This window comes from Methyloversatilis sp. S146-33, from assembly GCF_059552495.1.
Genome location: NZ_JCANOT010000004.1, coordinates 1 through 22,199 on the forward strand (window position 1 = coordinate 1; position 22,199 = coordinate 22,199).

Below are 22,199 nucleotides of genomic sequence, written 5' to 3' on the forward strand. Positions count from 1 at the left end.
GCCGGTCGACGGACTCGCCGCGGAGCGTGATCAGTGAGTCACCACTGTGCGCGCCTACCGCTGCTTCGCGACCGGCCGGCGCAAGTTGATCGTCGGCGAGACGCTGGGCCCCGAGCAGTACACCCGCATCATGCTCACCGGGGCCTCGCCGGCCGATCTGGCCAGCATCCTGGTCGATGCATGCCACGGCGTGCAGACGTAGACCCGCCGTCACAGCTTCCTGGTGTCGCTGATCTGCATCAAGCGCGCGGTCGTCGCCATCAACAAGATGGACTTGGTCGGCTATTCCGAGACCACGTTCCGCCGCATCCTCGACGACTACCGCGCCTTCGCCGCTCAGCTGGGCCTGGAGGACATCGTCGCGATACCGATGTCCGCGCTGAAGGGCGACAACATCACGTCACAGAGCGAACAGATGGGCTGGTACCACGGCCCGACGCTGATGGGCTATCTGGAAACCGTCGAGGTCGACCAGAAGCGCCGGCTGAAGGGGCCCTTCCGCCTGCCGGTGCAATGGGTGAACCGCCCCAACCTCGATTTCCGCGGCTTCGCCGGCACCATCGCCAGCGGCGTGATCGAACCGGGCGCAGCCATCCGCGTGCAGCCGTCGGGCCGCACCAGCACGATCAAGCGCATCGTCACCGCCGACGGCGACCTGCCGCGTGCCATCGCCGGTCAGTCGGTCACGCTGGTGCTGGAGGACGAGGTCGACATTTCGCGCGGTGACGTGATTTCGCACAAGGACACGCCGGCCGAAGTGGCCGACCAGTTCGAGGCCACGCTGGTGTGGATGCAGGACGAGCCGATGATGCCCGGCCGCGCCTACCTGATGAAGATCGGTACGCGCACGGTTACCGCCACGGTCACCGACATCAAGCACAAGGTGAACGTGAACACGCTGGAGCATCTGGCGGCCAAACAGCTCGCGCTGAACGAGATCGCGGTGGTGAAGCTCGGCATCGACCGGCCGATCGCCTTCGACCCCTACGAATCGGTACGCGAAACCGGTGGCTTCATCCTGATCGACCGCATCAGCAACGCCACCATAGGCGCCGGCATGCTGCGCTTCGCGCTGCGCCGCTCGCACAACATCCACATGCAGCACGTCGATGTGGACAAGGCAACCCGCGGTGCGATGAAGGGCCAGAAACCCTGCGTGCTGTGGTTCACCGGCCTGTCCGGCGCGGGCAAATCGACACTGGCCAACCAGCTCGAAAAGCGATTGAACGCGCTCGGCCGTCACACCTATCTGCTCGATGGCGACAACGTGCGCCACGGCCTGAACAAGGATCTGGGCTTCACCGAAGCGGACCGTGTCGAGAACATCCGCCGCGTCGCCGAAGTGGCCAAGCTGATGGTCGATGCCGGTCTCATCGTGCTGACCGCCTTCATTTCGCCCTTCCGCTCCGAACGCCGCATGGCGCGCGGTCTGCTGGAAGACGGCGAATTCATCGAAATCTTCGTCGACACGCCGATCGCAGTGGCCGAGGAGCGCGACCCGAAGGGGCTGTACAAGAAGGCGCGGCGCGGCGAGATCAAGAACTTCACCGGTATCGACTCGCCCTACGAAGCACCGGAGAACGCAGAAATCCGCATCGACACCAGCGGCCGCGACATCGAACAGACGGTCGATGAAATGATGCAGCGCCTGCGCGATCTGGGCATCCTGATCGACGCGTGACAGGCGCGGTCGCCGGCGTCAGCCGGTGACCGCTCGGCGCCGTGCAGCGCGCTGCAGCGCGTCGATGCAGACCGTCACCCGTTCGCGCGCAGCGCTCAGACTGAGCGCTGCGGCCTGTGCTCCAGCCGCGTCGCCACGCTGCAGGCAATCGATGATGTCGGCACCCAGTTCGTGCAGTTCACGGTGCGCCACATCGAGGCGCCGATACTCGTCGAGGCTGCCGTAGCGCTGTTCGCCCTCGGCGTGGAACCACAGACCGAAGCGGCATTGCGTCGGGTCACGCACCTCGACGTCGCTCAGGCGCGCCGTCTGGCCGGCGGCGATCGCCAGTACGTCGTCGGCCCAGCGATTGAAGTCGCGTATCGCGGTAAATAGCGGCCTGTCGTCGATATCCCAGCTGAAATCCCGCCATTCCGTCCACCGCGGGTCCGGCACCCAGGCCGCCAGCCAAGGCAGCAGATCGGCCGCCGGCATCGGTCGCGCGATGCCGTAGCCCTGTACCTGGTGACAGCCCAGACGCATCAGCAGCAGCCCGTGCTCAGCAGTCTCGACCCCTTCGGCCACCGATTCCCGGCGCAGCGCGCGCGCCAGCGCGATGACCGCCTGCACGACCTCGAAATCGTCCTCGTCGTCCAGCATGTCGAGCACGAAGGACTTGTCTATCTTGACGACGTCGACCGGGAGCCGACGCAGATAGCCAAGCGAGGCATAGCCGACGCCGAAATCGTCGATTGCCACCCGCACGCCCAGTCGACGGATATCGCTGACCACGTTGGCGGCGCGCTCGATGTCGTTCAGCGCCACCGATTCGACCACCTCGATCTCGAGCACGCGACGCGGCAGCTGCGGCTGCTCCGCCAGCAGTTCGGCCAAGCGCATGACGAAGCCCGGCGCCAGCAGATGCGGGGCTGAAATATTGACCGACACACTGAAGTGCGCACCGGCCGCCCACCAGGTCGCCAGATGCCGTAGCGCGTCGCGGATGACCCACTCGCCGAGACGGTGGATCTCCAGATCGTTGTCGATCAGCGGCAGGAAGCTGTCCGGCGGCAACAGACCCTCCTCGGGGTGTTGCCAGCGCACCAGTGCCTCGGCGCTCACCATGCGCCCCTCGCGCATGTCGATGCGCGGCTGGAAGTACAGCCTCATCTCACCGTGCGTAATTGCCTCGCCGATGCGTTCCTTGCGTCGCAGGCGCTCGACCGACTCCTGGCTGTGCTCGAAATCGAACAGCCGGTAGCAACGCCCGCCGGACTGTTTGGCGGCGTACATGGCCTGGTCGGCGTGGCGCAGCAGCGCATCGGCTTCGCTGTCGTTGAGCGGGTAGAGCGTGACGCCTATGCTGGCCGGCGTGCTCACTTCCTCGCCGGCGAGATGCAGCGGCTCGGCCAGCGCGGCCAGCATGCGTTCGAGACAGGCTTCCATCTCGCCGACATCGCCAAGCGAACCGAGCAGCACGACGAATTCGTCGCCGCCCAGCCGTGCCACCGTGTCGTCCATGCGCACCGACACGCTGAGGCGGTGCGCGATGGCCTGCAGCAGTTCGTCACCGGCTTCGTGGCCGAGCCGGTCATTGACCGCCTTGAATTCGTCGAGGTCGAGCACGCATACCGCGAGCAGCTTGTCCTGGCGGCGCGCGCGCGCCATGGCCTGGGTCAGGCGATCCTCCAGCAGCAGCCGGTTGGCCAGACCGGTCAGCGGATCGTGCGTCGCCTGCCAGCGCAGGCGCTCCTGCATGCGATGGCGGTCGGTGGCGTCACGGAACACGACGACCGCGCCACAGACGCCGCCCTGCGCATCGCGTATCGGCGCGGCCGAGTCCTCGACCACACGCTCCTCGCCACTGCGCGACACCAGCAGCGTCTCGCCTTCCAGCGGCGTCACGACCTGCTGGCGCAGCACCTCGATCGCCGGATCGGGACGCGGCTGGCGGCTCACGCCGTCGACCAGGCGCAGCACCTCGGCCAGCGGTCGGCCCGCCGCCTCTTCGTTGGACCAGCCGGTCAGGTGCTCGGCAACCGGGTTCAGGAAATCGATGCGGCCGTCCTCGCCGGTCGATATCACCGCATCGCCGATCGACAGCAGGGTGACGCGCAGCCGCTCCTTCTCCGCCGACAGATTCCGCTCCAGCCGGATGCGGGCCGAAATGTCACGCAACGTCCACAGTGCCCCCTGCTGCGCGTCGCCGACGCGGATGGGCAGGAAATCGCGCTCGATCACGCGGCCGTCCTTCAGGTGCACGCGCTCGCCGATCACCGCCTCGCCGCGCTGCGCGATGTCGAGTGCGCGCTGCACAGCGGCCGCACCGTCGGCGAACAGCGCCTGCGCGTCGATCAGCAGGTCCTCACGCCGCCGACCGATGAAGTCGGCCGGATCTCCCGACACCGACAGCAGGTCGCAGAAGGCGTGGTTGCACAATGCGATCCGCCCGTCGGCGTCCTCCATCACGACGCCGATGTACATCTGCGCGAGCAGGCTGTAGAGGCGCGATCGCTCGAGCGCGAGGCCGGCTTCGGCGTTCTTCAGCGGCGTGATGTCGGTGTGGGTGCCGCTCATCCGCCGGGCGTGTCCGCCGGGGTCGCGCACCGCCGATCCGCGCGACATGATCCAACGCCAGCCGCCGTCGCGATGTCGTACGCGAATGATGATTTCGTAGACCGGAATGCGCCCTTCGAGATAGTCGTTAATGCGGTCAAGCAGGCGCGGCAGATCATCCGGATGAACGCGATCGAGAAATGCGTCAGGACGATTGCCCAGCTCGTCGTCGGAATAGCCGAGCATCTGCTTCCAGCGCGGCGAGTAATAGACATCGTTGCTCGCCAGGTCCCAGTCCCACACGCCGTCGTTTGAACCCTTGACGGCGAGCTCCAGCCTCTCCTGCGTCTGCTGCAGCACGCGGTCGTTGCGCATCAGCGTATCGAGCGTGTCGTTGATGCCGTCGAGCAGATGGCCAAGTTCGTCCTGGCGTCGATGCGACAGACGCTGCGACAGATCACCCTCGCGTACCCGCTCGAACAGGCCGCGTGCGCGGCGCAGGTCCGCGGTGAGACCGCGCGCCAGCAGCATCGCCAGCAGGGTGCCGATGGCGATGGCCGTCATCGCGTAGAGCGCACCGTCAAACACCGCGCGCTGCAGCGCCGCTGCCTCGCTCTGGTGGTTGCGCGCGATGCGCACCCAGCCGACCAAGCGGTCGCCGTAGTGCACAGGCGCCAGAGCGTCGCTCAGTTCCGCCGTCTGCTGCAGCAGCCGCGCACCCTGCCCGACGCCCGCAGACAGAGCGGACAGGCTGAGCGTATCGGACAGCACCGTACCGCTGCGCTCGGCTTCGGTATGGACCAGCACCCGGCCGTCAGGATCCAGATACATCGCGTATTCGATGCCGGGCGAACTGCGCACGCTCTGCAGCAGCTCGTCGAGGCCGGCGAGATCGTTCGCCATCACCCATTCCCGGCCGCTGCGCGACAGCAGTTCGACCTCGGCCAGCAGCGCCGCACGCGACTGCGCCAGCAGCACCTCGCGCTCCCGGCGAACCAGATCACTGACGAAGAACGAAATCAGTACCGCATGCAGCACGACGATCGACAACACCAGGCGACGGGTCAGCGACGCCGTGAACAGCGAGCGCAGCCGGGCAGCGCAGGTAGCGGCGAGCGTCATGGTCCGATCGGGCCTATCAATTCCGCGTAGCGGGCGAGCATCACCTGCACCGGCGCGTAGCGGGCATCGGTCGCCGGTTCGAAGCCCGCAATCTCGGCATTGACCAGCAGTCTCCGCCCTTCTTCGGTCGTCGCCAGACCGAACAGGAACTGCGCGACACGTTCGACCAGTTCGGGCTCCAGGTCTGCCCGCGCCATCAGGCTGTTGTTCGGAAGGTTGTCGGTAACCCAGGCGACCTCGAGCTGTGCAGCGAGCCCCGGGTAGTCCTTCTGGAACGCACGCCAGGGCGGCGGCCAGGTTGCGCCTGCGTCAACCAGACCACGCGCCACGTTCAGGATACTGGATTCCTGCGAGCCGACCGTCCTGACGTCGAGCTGGCGAGCGACGTCGAGACCCGCCTCGCGCAGATGCAGCAGCGGCAGCATGCAGGCGGCCACCGCGGTGCGCGCCGGACAGCTGAAAGTCGCCCCCCGCAGGTCGAGCGGCTGCCTGATCGGACTGTCGCGACGCCGCAGTATCAGACCATGAAAGTCCTCGTCGCCGGACACCTTGCCGAAGACGCGGTAGGCAGGCGCCGCGACCGAGACCGTCTGATAGGGATTGGGCAGTGCCAGATCGAGCGTCCGCTCGCGCAGCTTGCGTTCGTAATCCGCGTAGTCACGCGAGGCCTCCAGACGGATCACGACATCGGGCAGCGCTTCGTTGAGCGCTTCGACGATAGGGCCGTAGAGCGCCATCAGACGCCCGGGGTTGTGCAGAGGGTGCACACCGAAGCTGAGGCGGCGCAACTGCGGCACCGCATCGGCTCGTGCGTACTCGGGCCGCTGCACAACCGGCGCGTCGTCGGCACAGCCGGAAAGCAGCGAGACGGCAATTGCGCCCAGTAAAGCGCGCACGCTGCGGCGCAACGTTTCGACGCATCGCCGCTGCATTCGAGCGGCTTCAGGCACCGTCGCAGTTATCAAGTGGTCTCCTGTTCCGCGTCCACGTCAGTGCACATCATGCATCCACTTTGTACCGGATAACGTCAGTCCGTGAGCCGTACTGAAGCGTTGCCGGCAATCGCTGCTTACGTGCAAACAATGCATCAGTGAAAATACCGTTTGCGTCGCGCGCGCTATTCCCGTATAAGCACGTCTGTAGGTGATTTCAAGCATGAACGTGTTGTGCGTCGGTTCTCGATTTTCAAGTCAGTACTCCGCTTGCCATATTCCCCTTGAGGTTTCCCTGCGCTACGGTCTTCGCGTGTCGCGATGACTTGTTCAAAACTACGTATTCAAAGGAATTCAAAAATGGCAACTGGTACTGTCAAGTGGTTCAATGACGCCAAGGGTTTCGGTTTCATCTCCCCGGACGACGGCGGTGAAGACCTGTTCGCGCACTTCTCCGCGATCCAGGGCAACGGCTTCAAGTCGCTGCAAGAAAACCAGAAGGTGTCGTTCGAAGTGACCCGCGGCCCGAAGGGTCTGCAGGCCTCCGAAATCAAGCCGCTCTGATTCTTCAGACGGTTTGAGATCGCCGCAAGGCGATCCGCACTGAAAGAAAGCGCACCTCACGGTGCGCTTTTTTTTCGCCCCCAGCCCTCGTCCGGCAAACAGTGCAGGCGAAAAAAAAGCCCCGCCGAAGCGGGGCTTCCTGCTGCAGCGCCGATTACTTTTCCTTGGCGTGCGCAGCGAACTTCAGCCAGGTATCGACCACCGTGTCCGGGTTCAGCGACACGCTCTGGATGCCCTCGTCCATCAGCCACAACGCGAAATCCGCGTGGTCGGACGGGCCCTGACCGCAGATGCCGACATATTTGCCCAGACGGTTGGCGGTACGGATCGCCATCGACAGTAGCATCTTGACCGCGGGGTCGCGCTCGTCGAAGGCGCCAGCCACCAGGCCGGAATCGCGGTCCAGACCCAGCGTGAGCTGGGTCAGGTCGTTCGAGCCGATCGAGAAGCCGTCGAAGTGCTCGAGGAACTGTTCGGCCAGCAGCGCGTTGGACGGGATCTCGCACATCATGATCAGGCGCAGGCCGTTCTCGCCGCGCTTCAGCCCGTGCTCGCCGAGCAGCTTCACCACTTCGGCCGCCTCGCCGACGTTGCGGACGAAGGGCACCATCAGTTCGACGTTGGTCAGACCCAGCTCGTCGCGCACGCGACGCATCGCGCGGCACTCGAGCTCGAAGCAGTCGCGGAAGCTGTGCGCGATATAGCGCGACGCACCGCGGAAGCCCAGCATCGGGTTCTCTTCGTCCGGCTCGTAGATGTCGCCGCCGAGCAGCTTCTTGTACTCGTTCGACTTGAAGTCGGACAGGCGCACGATGACAGGCTTCGGCCAGAAGGCGGCGGCGATGGTGGCCACGCCTTCGACCAGCTTGTCCACGAAGAAGGCTTCCGGATTCGCGTAACCGCGGGCGCGACGGCGGATTTCCTCGCGCAAGCGGGCCGGCGCCTGGTCGATCTCCAGAATCGCCTTCGGGTGAATGCCGATCGTGTTGTTGATGACGAACTCGAGCCGGGCCAGACCGACGCCGGCGTTCGGCAGCTGGCAGAAATCGAAGGCCAGTTCCGGGTTGCCGACGTTCATCATCACCTTGAGGTCGAGGTCGGGCAGATTGGACAGGTCGGAGGTGACCACTTCGAAGTCCAGGCGGCCGCGATAGATGTTGCCGGTATCGCCCTCGGCGCAGCTGGCGGTGACTTCCTCGCCTTCGGTCAGCGTTTCGGTTGCGTCGCCGCAGCCGACAATGGCCGGAATGCCCAGTTCGCGGGCGATGATGGCCGCGTGGCAGGTACGGCCGCCACGGTTGGTGACGATGGCCGCCGCCTTCTTCATGACCGGTTCCCAGTTCGGATCGGTCATGTCGGTGACGAGCACGTCACCGGCCTGCACCTTGTCCATTTCGGCTGCGCTCTCGACGATGCGCACCGGGCCGGCGCCGATCTTCTGGCCGATGGCGCGGCCGCTGGCCAGCACCTTGCCGTACTGCTTCAGGCGGAACTTCTGCTGCGACATGCCGGACTCGTGCGACTTCACGGTTTCCGGTCGCGCCTGCAGGATGTAGAGCTGGCCGTCGACGCCGTCCAGGCCCCATTCGATATCCATCGGACGCGCGTAATGCGCTTCGATGGTCATCGCGTAGCGCGCCAGTTCGAGCACCTGTTCGTCGGTCAGCGAGAAGCGCTGGCGGTCGGTGTCGCTCACGTCCACCGTCTGCACGCTGCGGCCGGCCGCTGCCGTCGCCGCGAACTCCATCTTGATCATCTTGCTGCCGAGGGTGCGGCGGATCACCGCCGGGCGACCCTGGGCCAGCATGGGCTTGTGTACGTAGAACTCGTCCGGATTGACCGCGCCCTGCACTACCGTTTCACCCAGACCGTAGCTCGAGGTGATGAACACGACGTCGCGGAAACCGGATTCGGTATCCAGCGTGAACATGACGCCGGCCGCGCCCTTGTCCGAGCGCACCATGCGCTGCACACCGGCCGACAGCGCGACACCCGCGTGCATGAAGCCCTTGTGCGCGCGGTAGCTGATCGCGCGGTCGTTGTAGAGCGACGCGAACACCTCGCGGATCGCGTGCAGCACGTTGTCGATGCCGGAGATGTTCAGGAAGGTTTCCTGCTGGCCGGCGAAGGAGGCGTCCGGCAGATCCTCGGCAGTGGCCGAACTGCGCACCGCGAAAGAGCCGTTGCCGGCGGCGTCGAGCTGCGCATAGAAGCTGCGGATATCGGCTTCGAGCTGGGCCGGGAACGGGGTGTCCATCATCCACTGACGGATCTGCGCGCCGGTACGGGCCAGCGCATTGACGTCATCGACATCCAGCGCCTCGAGGGCCGCGTGGATGCGATCGGCCAGGCCGTCCTGTGCCAGAAACTCGCGGAAGGCTTCAGCCGTGGTGGCAAAACCTCCGGGTACGCGCACGGACTTCGGGAGCTGGCTGATCATTTCGCCCAGCGACGCATTCTTGCCACCGACGCTTTCGACGTCGGTCATGCGCAGCTGTTCGAACGGGATGACGTAGCGAGACATGGGTATCCTCTCTTGAACATGGGGCGATCGCTTGTTGCGGCGACCGTGTACTTTCCTGTCGCACCGGGTGGGTGCGCGGGAAGCCGGCATTCTAGTTAAAGTCGCTGTTGCGCTGCGGAAATTTTTCCGTCCAACGTGATGTTTACGTTCTGATTCCTGAGGAAATGGCCATGAGAACCGTCTTCTTCATCTCCGACAGTACCGGCATCACCGCAGAAACCCTGGGCCGTAGCCTGCTCTCCCAGTTCGAGGGCATGAAATTCCGGCAAACCCGTGTTCCCTTCGTCGATTCGGTCGATAACGCGCTCGATTGCGTCGAACGGATGACCGAAGCCAAGATGCGCGACGGCGAGCGGCCCATCGTCGTCACTTCGATCGTCAATGCCGAGGTCGCGCGCACGGTGCGCCAGGCCGATGCGCTCTTCCTCGACATGTTCGAGCACTTCGTCGGCCCTCTCGAAGAAGAGCTGGGCCAGGCGGCGAACCACAATGTCGGCCGCCAGAAAGGCATGGAAGAAAGCGCCGACTACCAGCGTCGCATCGAGGCGATCAATTTCTCGCTGGCGCACGACGACGGGATGTCGCACAAGGAACTGGCGCAGGCGGACGTGATCCTGGTCGGCGTGTCCCGCTCCGGCAAGACGCCGACCAGCCTCTACATGGCGATGCAGTTCGGCGTGAAGGTGGCGAACTATCCATTGATTCCTGAGGATTTCGAGCGCAACAAGCTGCCGACCGAGCTGGTGAAGTACCGCGCCAAGCTGTTCGGTCTGACCATTTCGCCGGAACGCCTGTCGCAGATCCGCGAGGAGCGCCGCCGCGGCAGCCACTACGCATCGATCGAGAACTGCCGCTTCGAGGTTGACGCGGCGCAGAAGTTGATGCGCATGGAAGGCATCCGCTGGCTCGACTCGACTCACAAATCGATCGAGGAAATCGCCGCCATCGTGCTGCAGGCGGTACAGGTAGACGAAAACGCCTACTGATGGAGCGAATAGACCGCAACGCTGTCGCGACACGGCAGCGCTGACCACGGCAGGCCCTCCTCGTCGTCCAGCGGTCCGTGCAGCAGGCGGGCGTAGCGCCGTGCCGCGGTCGCCACGTCGTAGTCGCGGGCGACGTCGGCGCGCGCCTCGCGCCCATAGCGCTCGGCCGTTGCCGCGTCGTCGAGCAGTCCGATCGCCGCATCGCCCAGTGCTGCGGAACTCGCCACCTCCACCAGACATCCGCTCACGCCATCGCGCAACACCTCGCGCGCAGGCGCGTGTCCCGGCGCAACCACCGCGCACCCGCTCGCCATCGCCTCAAGCGCCGACTGCGAGCTCCGGCCCGGGTGCAGATGCACCCTGGACAAAGCCAGCAGAGCCCCCCGACGCGCCTCTCCCGGGTCTTCGATGAGATCGATACGGGCGATGTCAGCCGCGCTGCCGCTGACCGACGGAAGCGGACGCCCGATCACCAGCACCCGACAATCGGTGCGGGCGCGCAGCACCTGTTCGAGCGCGCCGGCGAGCGCCTGCGCATCGTCCGGGTCGGCCCAATCGTCCATCAGCACGCTGAGCACGGGCTCTCCGCGAAACAGCGGACGGCCGTCCCGGCTGAGCACACGGCCGGCGGCGTAAGGCTGGGCGCTGGCGATGCCCTCGTGAATCACGTCGATACGCGAACGCAGCACCTCCGGATGACGGTCGCGCTGCCACCAGCTAGAGCAGACGACGGCATCGAAGCCGGCCGCGTCGGCCGGATCCGTCCGCTCATCGACATGAAGGACCTGATGCGCCTCGGGAAAGTCGCGCAGCACCCGCGCCGTCGTTCCGGGGTCGGTATCCACCAGCACCGCGTGCGGACGCATCGCCGCAGTCGGCAGGAGCATCGACGCCAGATTTGCCGCCGAACGGACCTGCCAGCCTGGCAACTGCGCCCAGTGCGGGATGAGCGGACTGAACCGCCCGCGTACCGCACGTTGTACGACCAGCAAGCGGAATTCGCGCCGCGGAGAACCCTCGGACACGCGGGGAAAGAACACTGATGAGCACACTCGGGCCATGCCAGCCTCCTTCAGTCTGCCTCGCGACGACCCCATGCCGACGCGCCGCCGGAAACAGCGACGCTACATGGGACGATCAAGCCGAAGAATAATGCAAATGTACTAATCCGGCGGCAAATCCGTGGCTGTGGTGCAATAGCTGTCCGTATCAGACTGCTTTTCGCGCCATGTTCAACCCCTCCCGCGACCAGGCCCGCCAGTTCTTCATCGACACCTGGGCCAAGCGCGGCGGCAAGCAGCCGCTGACGCAGATGGAAACGCTGGCACTGACCCTGATGGGCCGCCATCCGGAATACCACGCGCTGCTCGACCAGGGCGAACGCGCACTGACCCGTGAATACCCGCCGGAGCTGGGCGAAACCAACCCTTTTCTGCACCTGTCGCTGCACCTGGCGATCGAGGAACAGCTGGCGATCGACCAGCCGCCGGGCATACGCGCAGCCTTCGAGGCCCAGCGCGCCAGGCTGGGCGACGAACACGAGGCGCTGCACCGTGTGCTGGACTGCCTCGGCGAAACCATCTGGCGCGCGCAACGTGACCGTCAGCCGCCGGACGGGGCCGCCTATGTGGCCTGCGTACGGGCCGGACTGGACGACTGAAGCGCCGCAGGCGCTAACATGTGCGCCCTCGTTTCCTGTCGCCGCCCGCAATGACCTCGACCGACGCTTCTGTTAACACCATAGACTTTCACGGTCAGCCTGCGCTCGAACTGCGCGCACCCGACGGCGCCACCTGCGTGGTCAGCCTGTTCGGGGCGCAAGTGCTGTCGTGGGTGCCGGCCGGCGGCAAGGAAAGGCTGTATCTGTCGCCGCAGGCGCGCTTCGACGGACGCAGCGCGCTGCGCGGCGGCATTCCGGTCATCTTTCCGCAGTTCGCCGAGCGTGGACCCGGCCCGCGCCACGGTTTCGCGCGCACCCTCGTCTGGCAGGTCGATCAGACCCGCGTATCGAAGGACTTCGCCATCGCGACGCTGCGCCTGACCGACGACGAAGCAACGCGCGCGGTCTGGCCGCACGCCTTTGCGCTGGAGCTGACCGTGGTGATCGGCGGCAACCGGCTTGACCTCGAACTTTCGGTCGAGAACACGGGTGACACCGCCTTCGACTTTGCCGCCGCGCTGCACAGCTATCTGCGCGTCACCGAAGTCGAGAACTGCCGCCTCGAAGGCCTGCGCAACACGCGTTACCTCGATGCCACCGACGGCGACAAGGCGAAGGACGACCGGCTGGACGCACTCATCGTCGAGGACGAGGTCGATCGCCTCTACCGTCGGGCGCCGGATACCGTGGTGCTGCACGATGGCGCGCGGGCCTTCGGTTTCCAGAGCGAAGGATTCCCGGATCTGGTCGTTTGGAACCCGTGGGAACACAAGTGCCGGGCGCTGAACGACATGCCCGACCTCGATTTCCGCCGCATGATCTGCATCGAGCCGGCCATCGCCGAGCGCCCGCAGACGCTGGCCGCCGGCGAACACTGGAGCGGTCGTCACACCATCGTCGCCGCCTGACGGGAAAGACAACGGAAAGAAAAAGGGCACCCGCGGGTGCCCTTTTTGCGTAACGCAGCGGCTCAGCCGAGCGCCTGGCGCACCTGATCCAGCGTTGTCGGATCGTCCAGCGTGGTCAGATCACCCGGGTCGCGCCCTTCCGCAATCGCCTGAATGGAACGGCGCAGCATCTTGCCGGAACGGGTCTTGGGCAGGCCAGTCACGAACACGACCCGGCCCGGGCGCGCGATCGCACCGAGCAGGCCGTCCACGGTCTGCATCACTTCCTTCTCCAGCTTGGCGCGGTCTTCCGCAGTTGCGGTCCGGGCCGGGTCCTTCACCACCGCAAACGCCAGCGGCATCTGACCCTTCAGCGCATCGGCGACGCCGACCACGGCAACCTCGGCAATGGCCGAATGCGCCTGGATGGCTTCCTCGATCTCGCGCGTACCCAGGCGGTGCCCGGCCACGTTGATCACGTCGTCGGTGCGGCCGAGGATCTTGTGATACCCGGCCTCGTCACGGATGCCCCAGTCGAAGGACGAATAGACCTGCGGCGACTTGAACAGCGAGAAATAGGTGCGCACGAAACGTTCGTCGTCGCCCCAGACGGTGGACAGGCAACCGGGCGGCAGCGGCGGCACGATGCCGACGATGCCCTTCTCGTTCGGGCCGCATTCGCTGCCGTCCTCGCGGAAGATGCGCAGGTCGTAGCCATACACCGGCGCCCCCGGCGAACCGAGCTGGATCGGCGTTTTCTCGACGCCCGGCAGTTCGCACAGGATGGGCCAGCCGGTTTCGGTCTGCCAATAGTTGTCGATGACCGGCTTGTCGAGCGCCGTCATCAGCCATTCGTGCGTCGGCTCGTCCAGCGGTTCGCCAGCGAGGAAGATGTGGCGCAGCGACGACAGGTCGTGCTTCTTCAGGTAGGCGGGATCCTGCTTTTTCAGCACGCGCGCGGCGGTCGGTGCCGAGAACATGACCGTCACCTTGTACTTCTCGACCAGGCTCCACCAGATGCCGGGATCAGGGCGCAGCGGCGTGCCTTCGTACATCAGTGTCGCCATGCCGGCAATCAGCGGGCCGTAGATGATGTAGGAGTGACCGACGACCCAGCCGATGTCCGAGGTCGTGAACATCGTTTCGCCCGGGTTGCCGCAGTAGATGTGCTTCATCGACGCGGCCAGCGCGACCGCGTAGCCGCCTGTGTCGCGCTGCACGCCCTTCGGCTTGCCGGTGGTGCCCGAGGTGTACAGGATGTAGGACGGCTCACTCGACTCCAGCCAGACGCAGGGCACGCGGGCATCCATGTGCTGCGCGCGCAGCGTCGCGTAATCGACGTCGCGGCCGGCGGTGCGCGGGAAGTCCTTCTCCAGCCCGCGATCGACCATGAGCACCTTTTCCGGCGGGTGCTCGGCCAGCGAGCAGGCCTCGTCCAGCAGATGCTTGTAGGGCACGACCTTGCCGCCCCGCATGCCGGCTTCGGCCGACACGATCACCCTGGGCTTCGCGTCATCGATGCGCGTGGCCAGCGAACCGGAGGCGAAACCACCGAATACCACCGAGTGGATGGCGCCGATGCGCACGCACGCCAGCATCGCGAAAGCGGCCTCGGCAATCATCGGCATGTAGATCAGCACGCGGTCGCCGCGGCCCACGCCGAGCGACTGCAGGATGGCCGCCGTGCGCTCGACCTCGCGCTGCAGTTCGGCGAAGGTGTAGGTCTTCTCGGTGTCGGTCTCGGTCGACACGAAAATCAGCGCTGGCGCGTCCGGACGCTGCGCGGCATGACGGTCGACCGCGTTGTGACACAGATTGGTGGTACCGCCGACGAACCACTTGGCAAAAGGCGGACGGGAAAAATCGCAGATCTGCTGCGGCGGCGCCTGCCAGTCGATCAGACCGGCCTGCTCGGCCCAGAACTCATCGCGTTTGGCGATAGAGCGGGCACGGAACTCCTTGCTTGCTGACATTCAACTCCTCCAACCCCGCACCACTGTGAATTGACCTGATTGATCTTGTTATTGTGTTTCCGCTTGCCAAGCTAGCGTGGCTGCTGCTTGCCGAGGAGCGAAGTATCGGCTTCGGCTGCGTGCTCGCGCAAGCAGTCGAGCGGAATGTTGCAGTCGTACTTGACTCCGATCAATTCGAGCAGCGGCAGCAGCCGGTAGATCAGCGCCGGCAGTTGCGGCTCGATTTCGGCCTGTGCGCCCGACTTGATCAGCAGCAGCGCGCGCTCGATGCTGACGATGCCAGCCGTCCACGCGAATTTCTGCGGCTCGCCGCCGGTGCTGCGTACCGCGTTGCCGCCCTCGCGGTGCGCCAGATCGGCACGCGCCACCGCCAGGCCGAGCATCTGCGACACCGATTCGGCCTGGTCGGCCAGACTATTGGCGACGCCGATGTTCAGGCTGATGCGCAGCGTCTGGCCGCGATACTGCATGGCCGTCGCACCGATCACGCTGCGCATCCGGTTGGCGAACTGTTCCGCGCTCTGCAGGCTGATGTCCGGCGTGATGATGGCGAACTGGCCGTCGCCGATCTGCGAGAAGGTGTCTTCCTTGCGCACTTTCGTGGCCAGCACCTTGGCCAGCTTGCGCATGATCAGGTCGGTCACGTGACGCCCGAAGTTGCGCGTGATCTCGCCGAAGTTGTCGATACCGACGATCAGCACGCTGACCTGACCGTGGTAGCGCGCCGCTGCCGACATCAGCTGCGCGCCGTGGATTTCCATGTACTGCGGCGTCGCCATGCCCGAATCCGGGTCGATCGGCGAGGCCGCGGCCAGCGCCTCGCGGCTGTCGGCGAGTTCACGGGAGGTCTTGCTCAGCCGGCTGGCGGATTCGATGCGCGACAGCAGTTCGACCGTGCCGATGCCCTTGGTGATGAAGTCGGTAGCGCCGAGCGCCCGCGCACGCTCACGTGCAGCGTCGTCCTCGTCGCCGGAAATCATGATCACCGGAATGTCGGCGATGCGCTGGATGTGCGAGGCGCGGATGCGTTCGAGCAAGCCGTAGCCATCGAGGTGCGGCATGCTCAGATCGGACAGCACGACCTGGATCGAGTCATCGACCAGCAAAGTCGCCCAGCCGGCTTCGCCGTCGGCCTCCTCGCGACACTCGAAGCGGTCGCGGATGCGCTTGATGATGGACGCGCGCACCATGCGCGAGTCGTCAACGACGAGCACCTTGGCGTGCATCACATCATCGCTGGGCGGGGAATCACTCATGGGCCGCGCGTCGGCTGGGATGGTCGGACCCGCGATTGTAGGGGAAGCCGGCGCGCTGTCGCGCAACATGTTGGCGGTGTCGGAAAACTTGGCAGATGGGGGTTGCGTCGGTATATTCCGGCCCCATGCTCCGAATATCCCTTCTCCGGATGTGGTTGTGCGCCGCTTCTGCGTGCGCACTTCTCGCCTCCCCCGCCGTTCGGGCCGAGCCCGCTGCGGCACCGGAAAGCGGCGTATTCACGACGCTCTACGGTCCGTTCTCCGGCGAGCGCGTGATCGAGCACGCCAACGCCGCAGCCGATGCGGTGACCGACCTGATCGACAACGGCCTGTCCCTGCTCGGCATCCGCTATCGCTTCGGCGGCAACACGCCGCAGAGCGGCTTCGACTGCAGCGGTTTCGTGCGCCACGTGTTTTCCGATGCGCTGGGCGTGCTGCTGCCGCGCACCGCGGTCGAAATGGCACGGGTCGGCGAAACGATTCCGAAGGACGAACTGCAGCCGGGCGACCTGGTGTTCTTCAACACGCTGCGCCGCTCCTTCTCGCACGTCGGCATCTACCTTGGCGACAACAAGTTCATGCACGCCAATTCGCGCGGCGGCGGCGTGCGCGTCGACGACATGACCGGCCGCTACTGGGCCAAGCGCTTCAACGGCGCACGCCGGATCGACGTCGATCAGGGCGGCAGCATTTCGCTGCGCTGATTCCTTCCGGCCGGTTTACTTCGCGCGGGGACACGCTGCGCACTTGACCGCGCCGCACCCCTCCAGCGCCGTTTTCAACGCACACACCGATCGACGGCAGGCCACCACCGGCACGCCGCTGTCGCGTGCCGCGTCACGATAGGCTTTCATCACGTTGTGGCCGAGAAAGTCGGTAAACAGGATCACCACGTCGGTCCCTCCGGGCAGGCGCTGCGCCTGCCGCTGGTGCTTGGGATCGCGACCGGTGATGTGATGACGGATCTTCAGGCCGAACTCGGCCAGCACCTCGGGAATGTTGCCGAGGCGATCAGCCCCGACCAGAACAGCGTCCATGCGAACATCCTTTTGAGAACGATTCGCATTCACGGTAGCGCAATTGCGAATGCTTTGCAATTGCGAATTGCTTCTGCTAATTTCCGGCCGCATCGTGACGCACTGATTCGCGCACGAACCTTGCGACCGTATCTCCTGGAGCGACCATGAAATCCCGACTCATCCGCCTCGCAACGGCGCTGACCGCCGCCTTCGCGCTGACCCCGGCGCTTGCGCAGGAAAAGGTGCTGAACCTCTACTCGGCCCGTCACTATCAGACGGACGAAGCGCTGTACTCGAACTTCACGCGCCAGACCGGCATCAAGATCAACCGCATCGAAGGCAAGGAAGACGAACTGGTCGAGCGCATCCGCAACGAAGGCGCCAACAGCCCGGCCGACGTGTTCATCACCGTCGACGCCTCGCGCCTGGCCCAGGCCGACGCGCTCGGCCTGTTCGCGCCGGTGAAGTCCGCTGTGCTCGAAGAGCGCATCCCGGCCCACCTGCGTGACCCGGAGAACAACTGGTTCGCGTTCTCGACCCGCGCCCGCGTCATCATCTACAACAAGATGAAGCTGAAGTCGGCCGACGTCGCCAACTACGAGGACCTGGCCAAGCCGGCGCTGAAGGGCAAGCTCTGTTCGCGCTCCGGCGCCCACCCTTACAACGTGTCGCTGGGCGCTGCGCTGATCCAGCACTGGGGCGAGGCGAAGACCGAAGAGTGGGCACGCGGCGTGGTCGCCAACTTCGCACGCGCCCCGAAGGGCGGCGACACCGACCAGATCAAGGCGGTAGCGGCCGGCGAGTGCGACGTGGCCGTGTCAAACACCTACTATCTGGTGCGCCTGCTGCGCTCGGGCAAGGCGGAAGACCGCTCGATGATGGAGAAGGTCGGCGTCGTGTGGCCCAACCAGTCCAGCTTCGGCACCCACATCAACATTTCCGGCGGCGGCATGCTGAAGACGGCGCCGAACAAGGACGCCGCGGTCAAGTTCCTGGAATACCTCGCCTCGGACGAAGCCCAGGCCTATTTCGCCAACGGCAACAACGAGTGGCCGGTGGTGAAGTCGGCGGTGGTGTCCAACCCGGAACTGAAGTCGCTGGGCAACTTCAAGGCCGACACGCTGAACGTCGGCGAACTGGCCCGCACGACGGCCCAGGCGCAGAAGGTGTTCGACCGCGCCGGCTATCGCTGAACCGGCGATCGAAGCCCGTCAGCGAAGGCCCTGGTACCGCAAGGACTGGGGCCTTTTCACATCCGCGGACGCCGTAGAATCCGGTCATGTATCAAGGCCGGAGGTCGTCATGCTCGCGTCGCTCACCCTGCTGCTGGTGCTCCAGCTGATCGGGGAAGTGCTGGTCCAGTGGCTGGGGCTGCCGGTGCCCGGCCCGGTGGTCGGCATGGCGCTGCTGTTCGCCGCCCTGATGATCCGTGGCGACACCCCGGCACCGCTGCGCGAAACGGCCAACACCTTGCTGCAGCACCTGTCGCTGCTGTTCGTACCGGCCGGCGCCGGCATCATGGTGCACGCCAGCCTGCTCGCCCGCGAATGGCTGCCGACATTGACCGCCGTCGTGCTGAGCTGCGCGATCACGCTGCTGCTCACCGCTGCCGTGCTGCGCCTCGGAGCGCGTGGTCGATGACGGGCGAAATCCGCGAGCTTTGGGTCTATCTGGCGGCCAGCCCGCTGCTCGGCCTCACGCTGACGCTGCTGGCCTACCAGGCGGCGCATGCGCTCTACCTCAAGCTCGGCTCACACCCGCTGGCCAATCCCGTCGCCCTGGCAATCGCCCTCATCGTCGCCCTGCTCACGCTGACCGGCACGCCCTACGCCATCTATTTCGACGGCGCCCAGTTCGTCCATTTCCTGCTCGGCCCGGCCACGGTTGCCCTGGCTGTTCCGCTTTACGCCCAGCTACCGCGGCTGAAGCAGCTGTTCGGCCCGTCCATGCTGGCGCTGCTGGCCGGGTCGGTGGTGTCGGTGCTGTCCGTATGGTGGATCGCGCAGGCGCTCGGTGCCGAGCCGCGTACGCTGCTGTCGCTGGCGCCGAAATCGGTCACCACGCCGATCGCCATGGGCATTTCGGAAAAGATCGGCGGCCTGCCCTCGCTGACCGCCATTCTGGTCATCCTGACCGGCATCGTCGGTGCCGTCATCGGCCCGGCCCTGTTGAAGGCCACCGGCACCCGTGACCCGGCGGTGACCGGCTTCGCCATCGGCATGAGCGCCCACGGCATCGGCACCGCGCGCGCCTTTCAGCTCGGCGAGACGGCCGGCGCCTTCTCCGCGCTTGCAATGGGATTGAATGGTGTCGTCACGGCGATTGTCGTGCCGCTGATCGCCCGCTGGTTAAGCTGACCGTGCCGCCCCGAGCACAACATGGGCCATACTTACGCCCCTTGGCCTGCTCCCGCACTCCGCTTCAGGCCCCAACACAAAGCAGCAGATGAGCACGCAACCCAGTGAAAAGAAGTACCGCGCCATCGGCCACCTGCCGGAAGGCGACACCGCCGGCCGCCACCCGGCCGACGCCACCGCCCACGCGACCGCTCCGTCGGACATCGTCTGCCGGCTGCCCACCCGTTGGGCCGACTTCACGCTGCACGGCTACGCCGACCCGAAGACCGGGCTCGAACACGTTGCACTGACGCTGGGCGACTTCAACGACGGCGCCCCGGTCATGTTGCGCCTGCACTCCGAATGCCTGACCGGCGACACGTTGTTCAGCCTGCGTTGCGATTGTGGTCCCCAGCTCGAAGCGTCGCTGCGCGCGATTGCTGCCGAAGGCCGTGGCGCGCTGGTCTACCTGCGTCAGGAGGGGCGCGGCATCGGCCTGATCAACAAGATCCGCGCCTACGCGCTGCAGGACAGCGGCGCCGACACGGTGGACGCCAACCGTATGCTGGGTTTCGAGGACGACGCACGCGATTACCGCTACGCCGCGCACATCGTGCGCAGCCTCGGCATCCGTCAGGCACGGCTGCTCACCAACAACCCACTGAAAGTGCGGGCGCTGGAGAGCGAAGGCGTCGAGGTGGTCGAGCGCATTCCGCTGCACGTCGGAGCCAACCCGATGAATCATCGCTACCTCGCGACCAAGGCCCAGCGTATGGGCCACATCCAAGACTGATGAGCCACGCCGACGCGCAGGACTTCTGGTCCGACAAGTACCGCGCCGTCGGCGAGGCCTATCTGTTCGGCACCGCGCCGAACCGCTTCCTCGCGGCACAGGCCGGCGTGCTCCGTGCAGGACAGCGCGCGCTCAGCGTCGCCGATGGCGAAGGCCGCAACGCGGTCTGGCTGACCGAACAGGGGCTGGACGTGACGGCGACCGAACTGTCGCCGGTTGCGCTCGACAAGGCCGAAGCGCTGGCTGCCGCGCGCGGCGTACGGGTCGATTTCGCGCTGGCCGACGCGCTGAACTGGACCTATCCGGATGAGGCCTTCGACCTTGTGGTGGCCATCTTCATCCAGTTTGCGGCACCCGACGAACGCACCCGGCTGTTCGAAAACCTGAAGCGCACGCTGCGCCCGGGCGGTCGCATCGTGCTGCAGGGCTATACGCCGAAGCAGCTCGACTACCGCACCGGCGGGCCATCCGCGGTCGAGAACCTCTATACCGTTGCACTGCTGCGCGAAGCCTTCGACGACTTCGACATCGAGCGGCTGGACGAATACGAGGACGTGCTCGACGAAGGCTCCGCGCATCGCGGACAGTCGGCACTGGTGGGGATGGTGGCGAGAAAACCCGGCTGAACAAGCGCGGGCTGGTGCAGAGATGGCGAATTGGAATAGCGTCTGGTGCGGGTGGTCGGCGTCGTAGTTGGGTCAGAGAGATCTGAGCATTGAGCCCACGCCTATTTCCATGCCAAAGGACTAATGAGTTAACCTGCTCTTGGTAGATTTCTATATTTATCAGGAGACGGCATGAGAACCTTGACGGGGCTAAGCTTGTGGGTAGTAGCTGCGGTTGCGTTTGGGCGAGGAGAGATGACAACGCCAAACAGCTTCGCTGTTTCGGAGACAGGAGCTGCAACTTACACCGTCCCGATAACCCTCCCGCCAGGAAGAGCTGGGATAAAGCCAACGTTGGCACTCTCCTACAACAGCCAGACCGGCAATGGATTGCTCGGAATGGGCTGGAGTCTCGAAGGTCTTTCGGCCGTAACTCGCTGCCCACCGACCTTAGCTCAGGATGGCGTTCGAGGCGCCATCAATTACGACTGGAGCGACCGCTACTGCCTGGACGGTCAGCGCTTGGTCGCCATCAATGGCATCAACGGCGGTAACGGCACCGAATACCGTACAGAACGCGACGGCTTTCTGAAAATCGTCTCGTATGGGAGTGCGGGCAATGGGCCAGAAACTTTCAAGGTATGGACGAAGACCGGACTCATTATGGAGTACGGCGGCTCGAATAACTCAGCCATCGAGGCACAGGGAAAGTCCAGTCTCGCCGTCTGGGCTGTCAATAAGGTGAGCGACCTATACGGCAACTATTACAACGTCAGCTATACCAAGGACAACGTTAATGGTAGTTGGTACCCGTCCACGATCGACTACACCGGCAACGCAGTGACCGGCCTGCCCCCGGCCAATTCCGTCCAGTTCTTTTATGAGATACGGCCCGACGCAGCTCCATTTTACGAGGCCGGAAGTTTGACAAAACACACTCAAAGATTAAGAGAAATAAGAACAATTTCGGGGGGCGGCAACACAAACAATTACCATCTACAATACAGAAGCTCCCCTAGCCACTCAAAGCTCGATTTAATTAAAGAGTGCCCCAAACCAAACGAATGCCTGGAGCCAATAATCATCAATTGGAGCTCTGGCTTTAACGGAACATTCTCAAGAACACTGAATCAAACGGGTGCAGTAAATGGGCCGTTCTGGCGATCTGGAAGTGACGTGTTCTCGACCTTCACGGTCGATGCGAACGGCGATGGCAAGACCGACGTCCTCCAGATTGCAATCAATGACTACATGGCCCATCTTCTTTTTTCGAATGGCGATGGTACTTTTACTCGCGCATTCAATCAGACAAGCAGCGCCAATGGG

The 22,199-nt window shown here is 65.0% G+C and carries 18 protein-coding genes and 1 pseudogene; 12 read left to right on the forward strand and 7 right to left on the reverse strand.

Features of this window, described 5'->3' with window-relative positions; translation table 11 throughout:
- Positions 1–1,681, forward strand: a pseudogene (cysC, locus tag AC51BJ_RS00110) (adenylyl-sulfate kinase); the annotation flags it as partial.
- An 18-nt stretch (positions 1,682–1,699) separates the two neighbouring features.
- Here cysC and AC51BJ_RS00115 read toward each other — a convergent pair.
- Positions 1,700–5,338, reverse strand: a complete 3,639-nt coding sequence (locus AC51BJ_RS00115; RefSeq protein WP_496278933.1) for an EAL domain-containing protein — start codon at positions 5,336–5,338, stop codon at positions 1,700–1,702.
- Positions 5,335–6,270, reverse strand: a complete 936-nt coding sequence (locus tag AC51BJ_RS00120; protein ID WP_496278934.1) for a phosphate/phosphite/phosphonate ABC transporter substrate-binding protein — start codon at positions 6,268–6,270, stop codon at positions 5,335–5,337. The genes AC51BJ_RS00115 and AC51BJ_RS00120 overlap by 4 nt, the downstream gene beginning before the upstream one ends.
- Before the next feature lie 360 nt (positions 6,271–6,630).
- Here AC51BJ_RS00120 and AC51BJ_RS00125 point away from each other — a divergent pair, with 360 nt between their 5' ends.
- Positions 6,631–6,834 (forward strand): cold-shock protein, encoded by a 204-nt coding sequence (locus AC51BJ_RS00125; RefSeq protein ID WP_019917894.1) that lies wholly within the window; start codon positions 6,631–6,633, stop codon positions 6,832–6,834.
- Between the two features lie 154 nt (positions 6,835–6,988).
- On the opposite strand, the gene ppsA is transcribed toward AC51BJ_RS00125, so the two are convergent.
- Positions 6,989–9,358 (reverse strand): phosphoenolpyruvate synthase, encoded by a 2,370-nt coding sequence (ppsA, locus tag AC51BJ_RS00130; protein ID WP_496278935.1) that lies wholly within the window; start codon positions 9,356–9,358, stop codon positions 6,989–6,991.
- 170 nt (positions 9,359–9,528) lie between these two features.
- On the opposite strand from ppsA, the gene ppsR reads away from it, so the two are divergent.
- Positions 9,529–10,344, forward strand: a complete 816-nt coding sequence (gene ppsR / locus AC51BJ_RS00135; protein WP_024300389.1) for a posphoenolpyruvate synthetase regulatory kinase/phosphorylase PpsR — start codon at positions 9,529–9,531, stop codon at positions 10,342–10,344.
- Here the strand turns inward: ppsR and AC51BJ_RS00140 are convergent.
- The gene (locus AC51BJ_RS00140) at positions 10,338–11,231 is read right to left on the reverse strand and encodes a glycosyltransferase (protein ID WP_496278936.1); all 894 of its coding nucleotides are present in this window, start codon (positions 11,229–11,231) and stop codon (positions 10,338–10,340) included. The genes ppsR and AC51BJ_RS00140 overlap by 7 nt on opposite strands.
- Positions 11,232–11,572: 341 nt before the next feature.
- Between AC51BJ_RS00140 and AC51BJ_RS00145 the strand changes: the two genes are divergently transcribed.
- Entirely contained in the window at positions 11,573–12,004 is a 432-nt protein-coding gene (locus tag AC51BJ_RS00145; protein WP_496278937.1) for a DUF1841 family protein, read from the forward strand.
- 50 nt (positions 12,005–12,054) lie between these two features.
- Positions 12,055–12,912: a D-hexose-6-phosphate mutarotase gene (locus AC51BJ_RS00150; protein ID WP_496278938.1), complete on the forward strand. Its 858-nt coding sequence runs from the start codon at positions 12,055–12,057 to the stop codon at positions 12,910–12,912.
- A gap of 62 nt (positions 12,913–12,974) precedes the next feature.
- Here the strand turns inward: AC51BJ_RS00150 and AC51BJ_RS00155 are convergent, their stop codons facing one another.
- Together AC51BJ_RS00155 and AC51BJ_RS00160 are read right to left on the reverse strand one after the other, a co-directional pair.
- The gene (locus tag AC51BJ_RS00155; protein WP_496278939.1) at positions 12,975–14,864 is read right to left on the reverse strand and encodes a propionate--CoA ligase; all 1,890 of its coding nucleotides are present in this window, start codon (positions 14,862–14,864) and stop codon (positions 12,975–12,977) included.
- Between the two features lie 71 nt (positions 14,865–14,935).
- A complete protein-coding gene (locus AC51BJ_RS00160; RefSeq protein ID WP_430434359.1) occupies positions 14,936–16,120 on the reverse strand; it encodes a GGDEF domain-containing response regulator in 1,185 nt (394 codons plus the stop codon).
- Between the two features lie 149 nt (positions 16,121–16,269).
- Between AC51BJ_RS00160 and AC51BJ_RS00165 the strand changes: the two genes are divergently transcribed.
- Complete coding sequence (locus tag AC51BJ_RS00165) at positions 16,270–16,824, forward strand: C40 family peptidase (protein WP_430435631.1); 555 nt, start codon at positions 16,270–16,272, stop codon at positions 16,822–16,824.
- Between the two features lie 15 nt (positions 16,825–16,839).
- On the opposite strand, the gene AC51BJ_RS00170 is transcribed toward AC51BJ_RS00165, so the two are convergent.
- Positions 16,840–17,190 (reverse strand): DUF2325 domain-containing protein, encoded by a 351-nt coding sequence (locus AC51BJ_RS00170; protein WP_296812111.1) that lies wholly within the window; start codon positions 17,188–17,190, stop codon positions 16,840–16,842.
- 113 nt (positions 17,191–17,303) lie between these two features.
- On the opposite strand from AC51BJ_RS00170, the gene AC51BJ_RS00175 reads away from it, so the two are divergent.
- The 6 genes from AC51BJ_RS00175 to AC51BJ_RS00200 form a co-directional block, all read left to right on the forward strand.
- Entirely contained in the window at positions 17,304–18,332 is a 1,029-nt protein-coding gene (locus tag AC51BJ_RS00175; RefSeq protein ID WP_304008301.1) for a Fe(3+) ABC transporter substrate-binding protein, read from the forward strand.
- 109 nt (positions 18,333–18,441) lie between these two features.
- A complete protein-coding gene (locus AC51BJ_RS00180; RefSeq protein WP_020165008.1) occupies positions 18,442–18,780 on the forward strand; it encodes a CidA/LrgA family protein in 339 nt (112 codons plus the stop codon).
- Positions 18,777–19,496, forward strand: a complete 720-nt coding sequence (locus AC51BJ_RS00185) for an LrgB family protein (protein ID WP_430434360.1) — start codon at positions 18,777–18,779, stop codon at positions 19,494–19,496. The genes AC51BJ_RS00180 and AC51BJ_RS00185 overlap by 4 nt, the downstream gene beginning before the upstream one ends.
- A gap of 88 nt (positions 19,497–19,584) precedes the next feature.
- Positions 19,585–20,268, forward strand: a complete 684-nt coding sequence (gene ribA, locus AC51BJ_RS00190; RefSeq protein WP_430434361.1) for a GTP cyclohydrolase II — start codon at positions 19,585–19,587, stop codon at positions 20,266–20,268.
- Positions 20,268–20,894, forward strand: coding sequence for an SAM-dependent methyltransferase (locus AC51BJ_RS00195; protein WP_496278940.1), 627 nt, complete (start codon positions 20,268–20,270; stop codon positions 20,892–20,894). Before ribA ends, AC51BJ_RS00195 begins: the two co-directional genes overlap by 1 nt.
- 171 nt (positions 20,895–21,065) lie before the next feature.
- The coding region (locus tag AC51BJ_RS00200) for a SpvB/TcaC N-terminal domain-containing protein (protein ID WP_496278941.1) at positions 21,066–22,199 on the forward strand (1,134 nt) is incomplete at its 3' end.

Bases quoted from the DNA above. Each gene is read 5' to 3' on its own strand.
- AC51BJ_RS00115 (WP_496278933.1), bottom strand. From the start codon at position 5,338: ATGACGCTCGCCGCTACCTGCGCTGCCCGGCTGCGCTCGCTGTTCACG.
- AC51BJ_RS00120 (WP_496278934.1), bottom strand. From the start codon at position 6,270: ATGCAGCGGCGATGCGTCGAAACGTTGCGCCGCAGCGTGCGCGCTTTA.
- AC51BJ_RS00125 (WP_019917894.1), top strand. From the start codon at position 6,631: ATGGCAACTGGTACTGTCAAGTGGTTCAATGACGCCAAGGGTTTCGGT.
- ppsA (WP_496278935.1), bottom strand. From the start codon at position 9,358: ATGTCTCGCTACGTCATCCCGTTCGAACAGCTGCGCATGACCGACGTC.
- ppsR (WP_024300389.1), top strand. From the start codon at position 9,529: ATGAGAACCGTCTTCTTCATCTCCGACAGTACCGGCATCACCGCAGAA.
- AC51BJ_RS00140 (WP_496278936.1), bottom strand. From the start codon at position 11,231: ATGCTCCTGCCGACTGCGGCGATGCGTCCGCACGCGGTGCTGGTGGAT.
- AC51BJ_RS00145 (WP_496278937.1), top strand. From the start codon at position 11,573: ATGTTCAACCCCTCCCGCGACCAGGCCCGCCAGTTCTTCATCGACACC.
- AC51BJ_RS00150 (WP_496278938.1), top strand. From the start codon at position 12,055: ATGACCTCGACCGACGCTTCTGTTAACACCATAGACTTTCACGGTCAG.
- AC51BJ_RS00155 (WP_496278939.1), bottom strand. From the start codon at position 14,864: ATGTCAGCAAGCAAGGAGTTCCGTGCCCGCTCTATCGCCAAACGCGAT.
- AC51BJ_RS00160 (WP_430434359.1), bottom strand. From the start codon at position 16,120: ATGAGTGATTCCCCGCCCAGCGATGATGTGATGCACGCCAAGGTGCTC.
- AC51BJ_RS00165 (WP_430435631.1), top strand. From the start codon at position 16,270: ATGTGGTTGTGCGCCGCTTCTGCGTGCGCACTTCTCGCCTCCCCCGCC.
- AC51BJ_RS00175 (WP_304008301.1), top strand. From the start codon at position 17,304: ATGAAATCCCGACTCATCCGCCTCGCAACGGCGCTGACCGCCGCCTTC.
- AC51BJ_RS00180 (WP_020165008.1), top strand. From the start codon at position 18,442: ATGCTCGCGTCGCTCACCCTGCTGCTGGTGCTCCAGCTGATCGGGGAA.
- AC51BJ_RS00185 (WP_430434360.1), top strand. From the start codon at position 18,777: ATGACGGGCGAAATCCGCGAGCTTTGGGTCTATCTGGCGGCCAGCCCG.
- ribA (WP_430434361.1), top strand. From the start codon at position 19,585: ATGAGCACGCAACCCAGTGAAAAGAAGTACCGCGCCATCGGCCACCTG.
- AC51BJ_RS00195 (WP_496278940.1), top strand. From the start codon at position 20,268: ATGAGCCACGCCGACGCGCAGGACTTCTGGTCCGACAAGTACCGCGCC.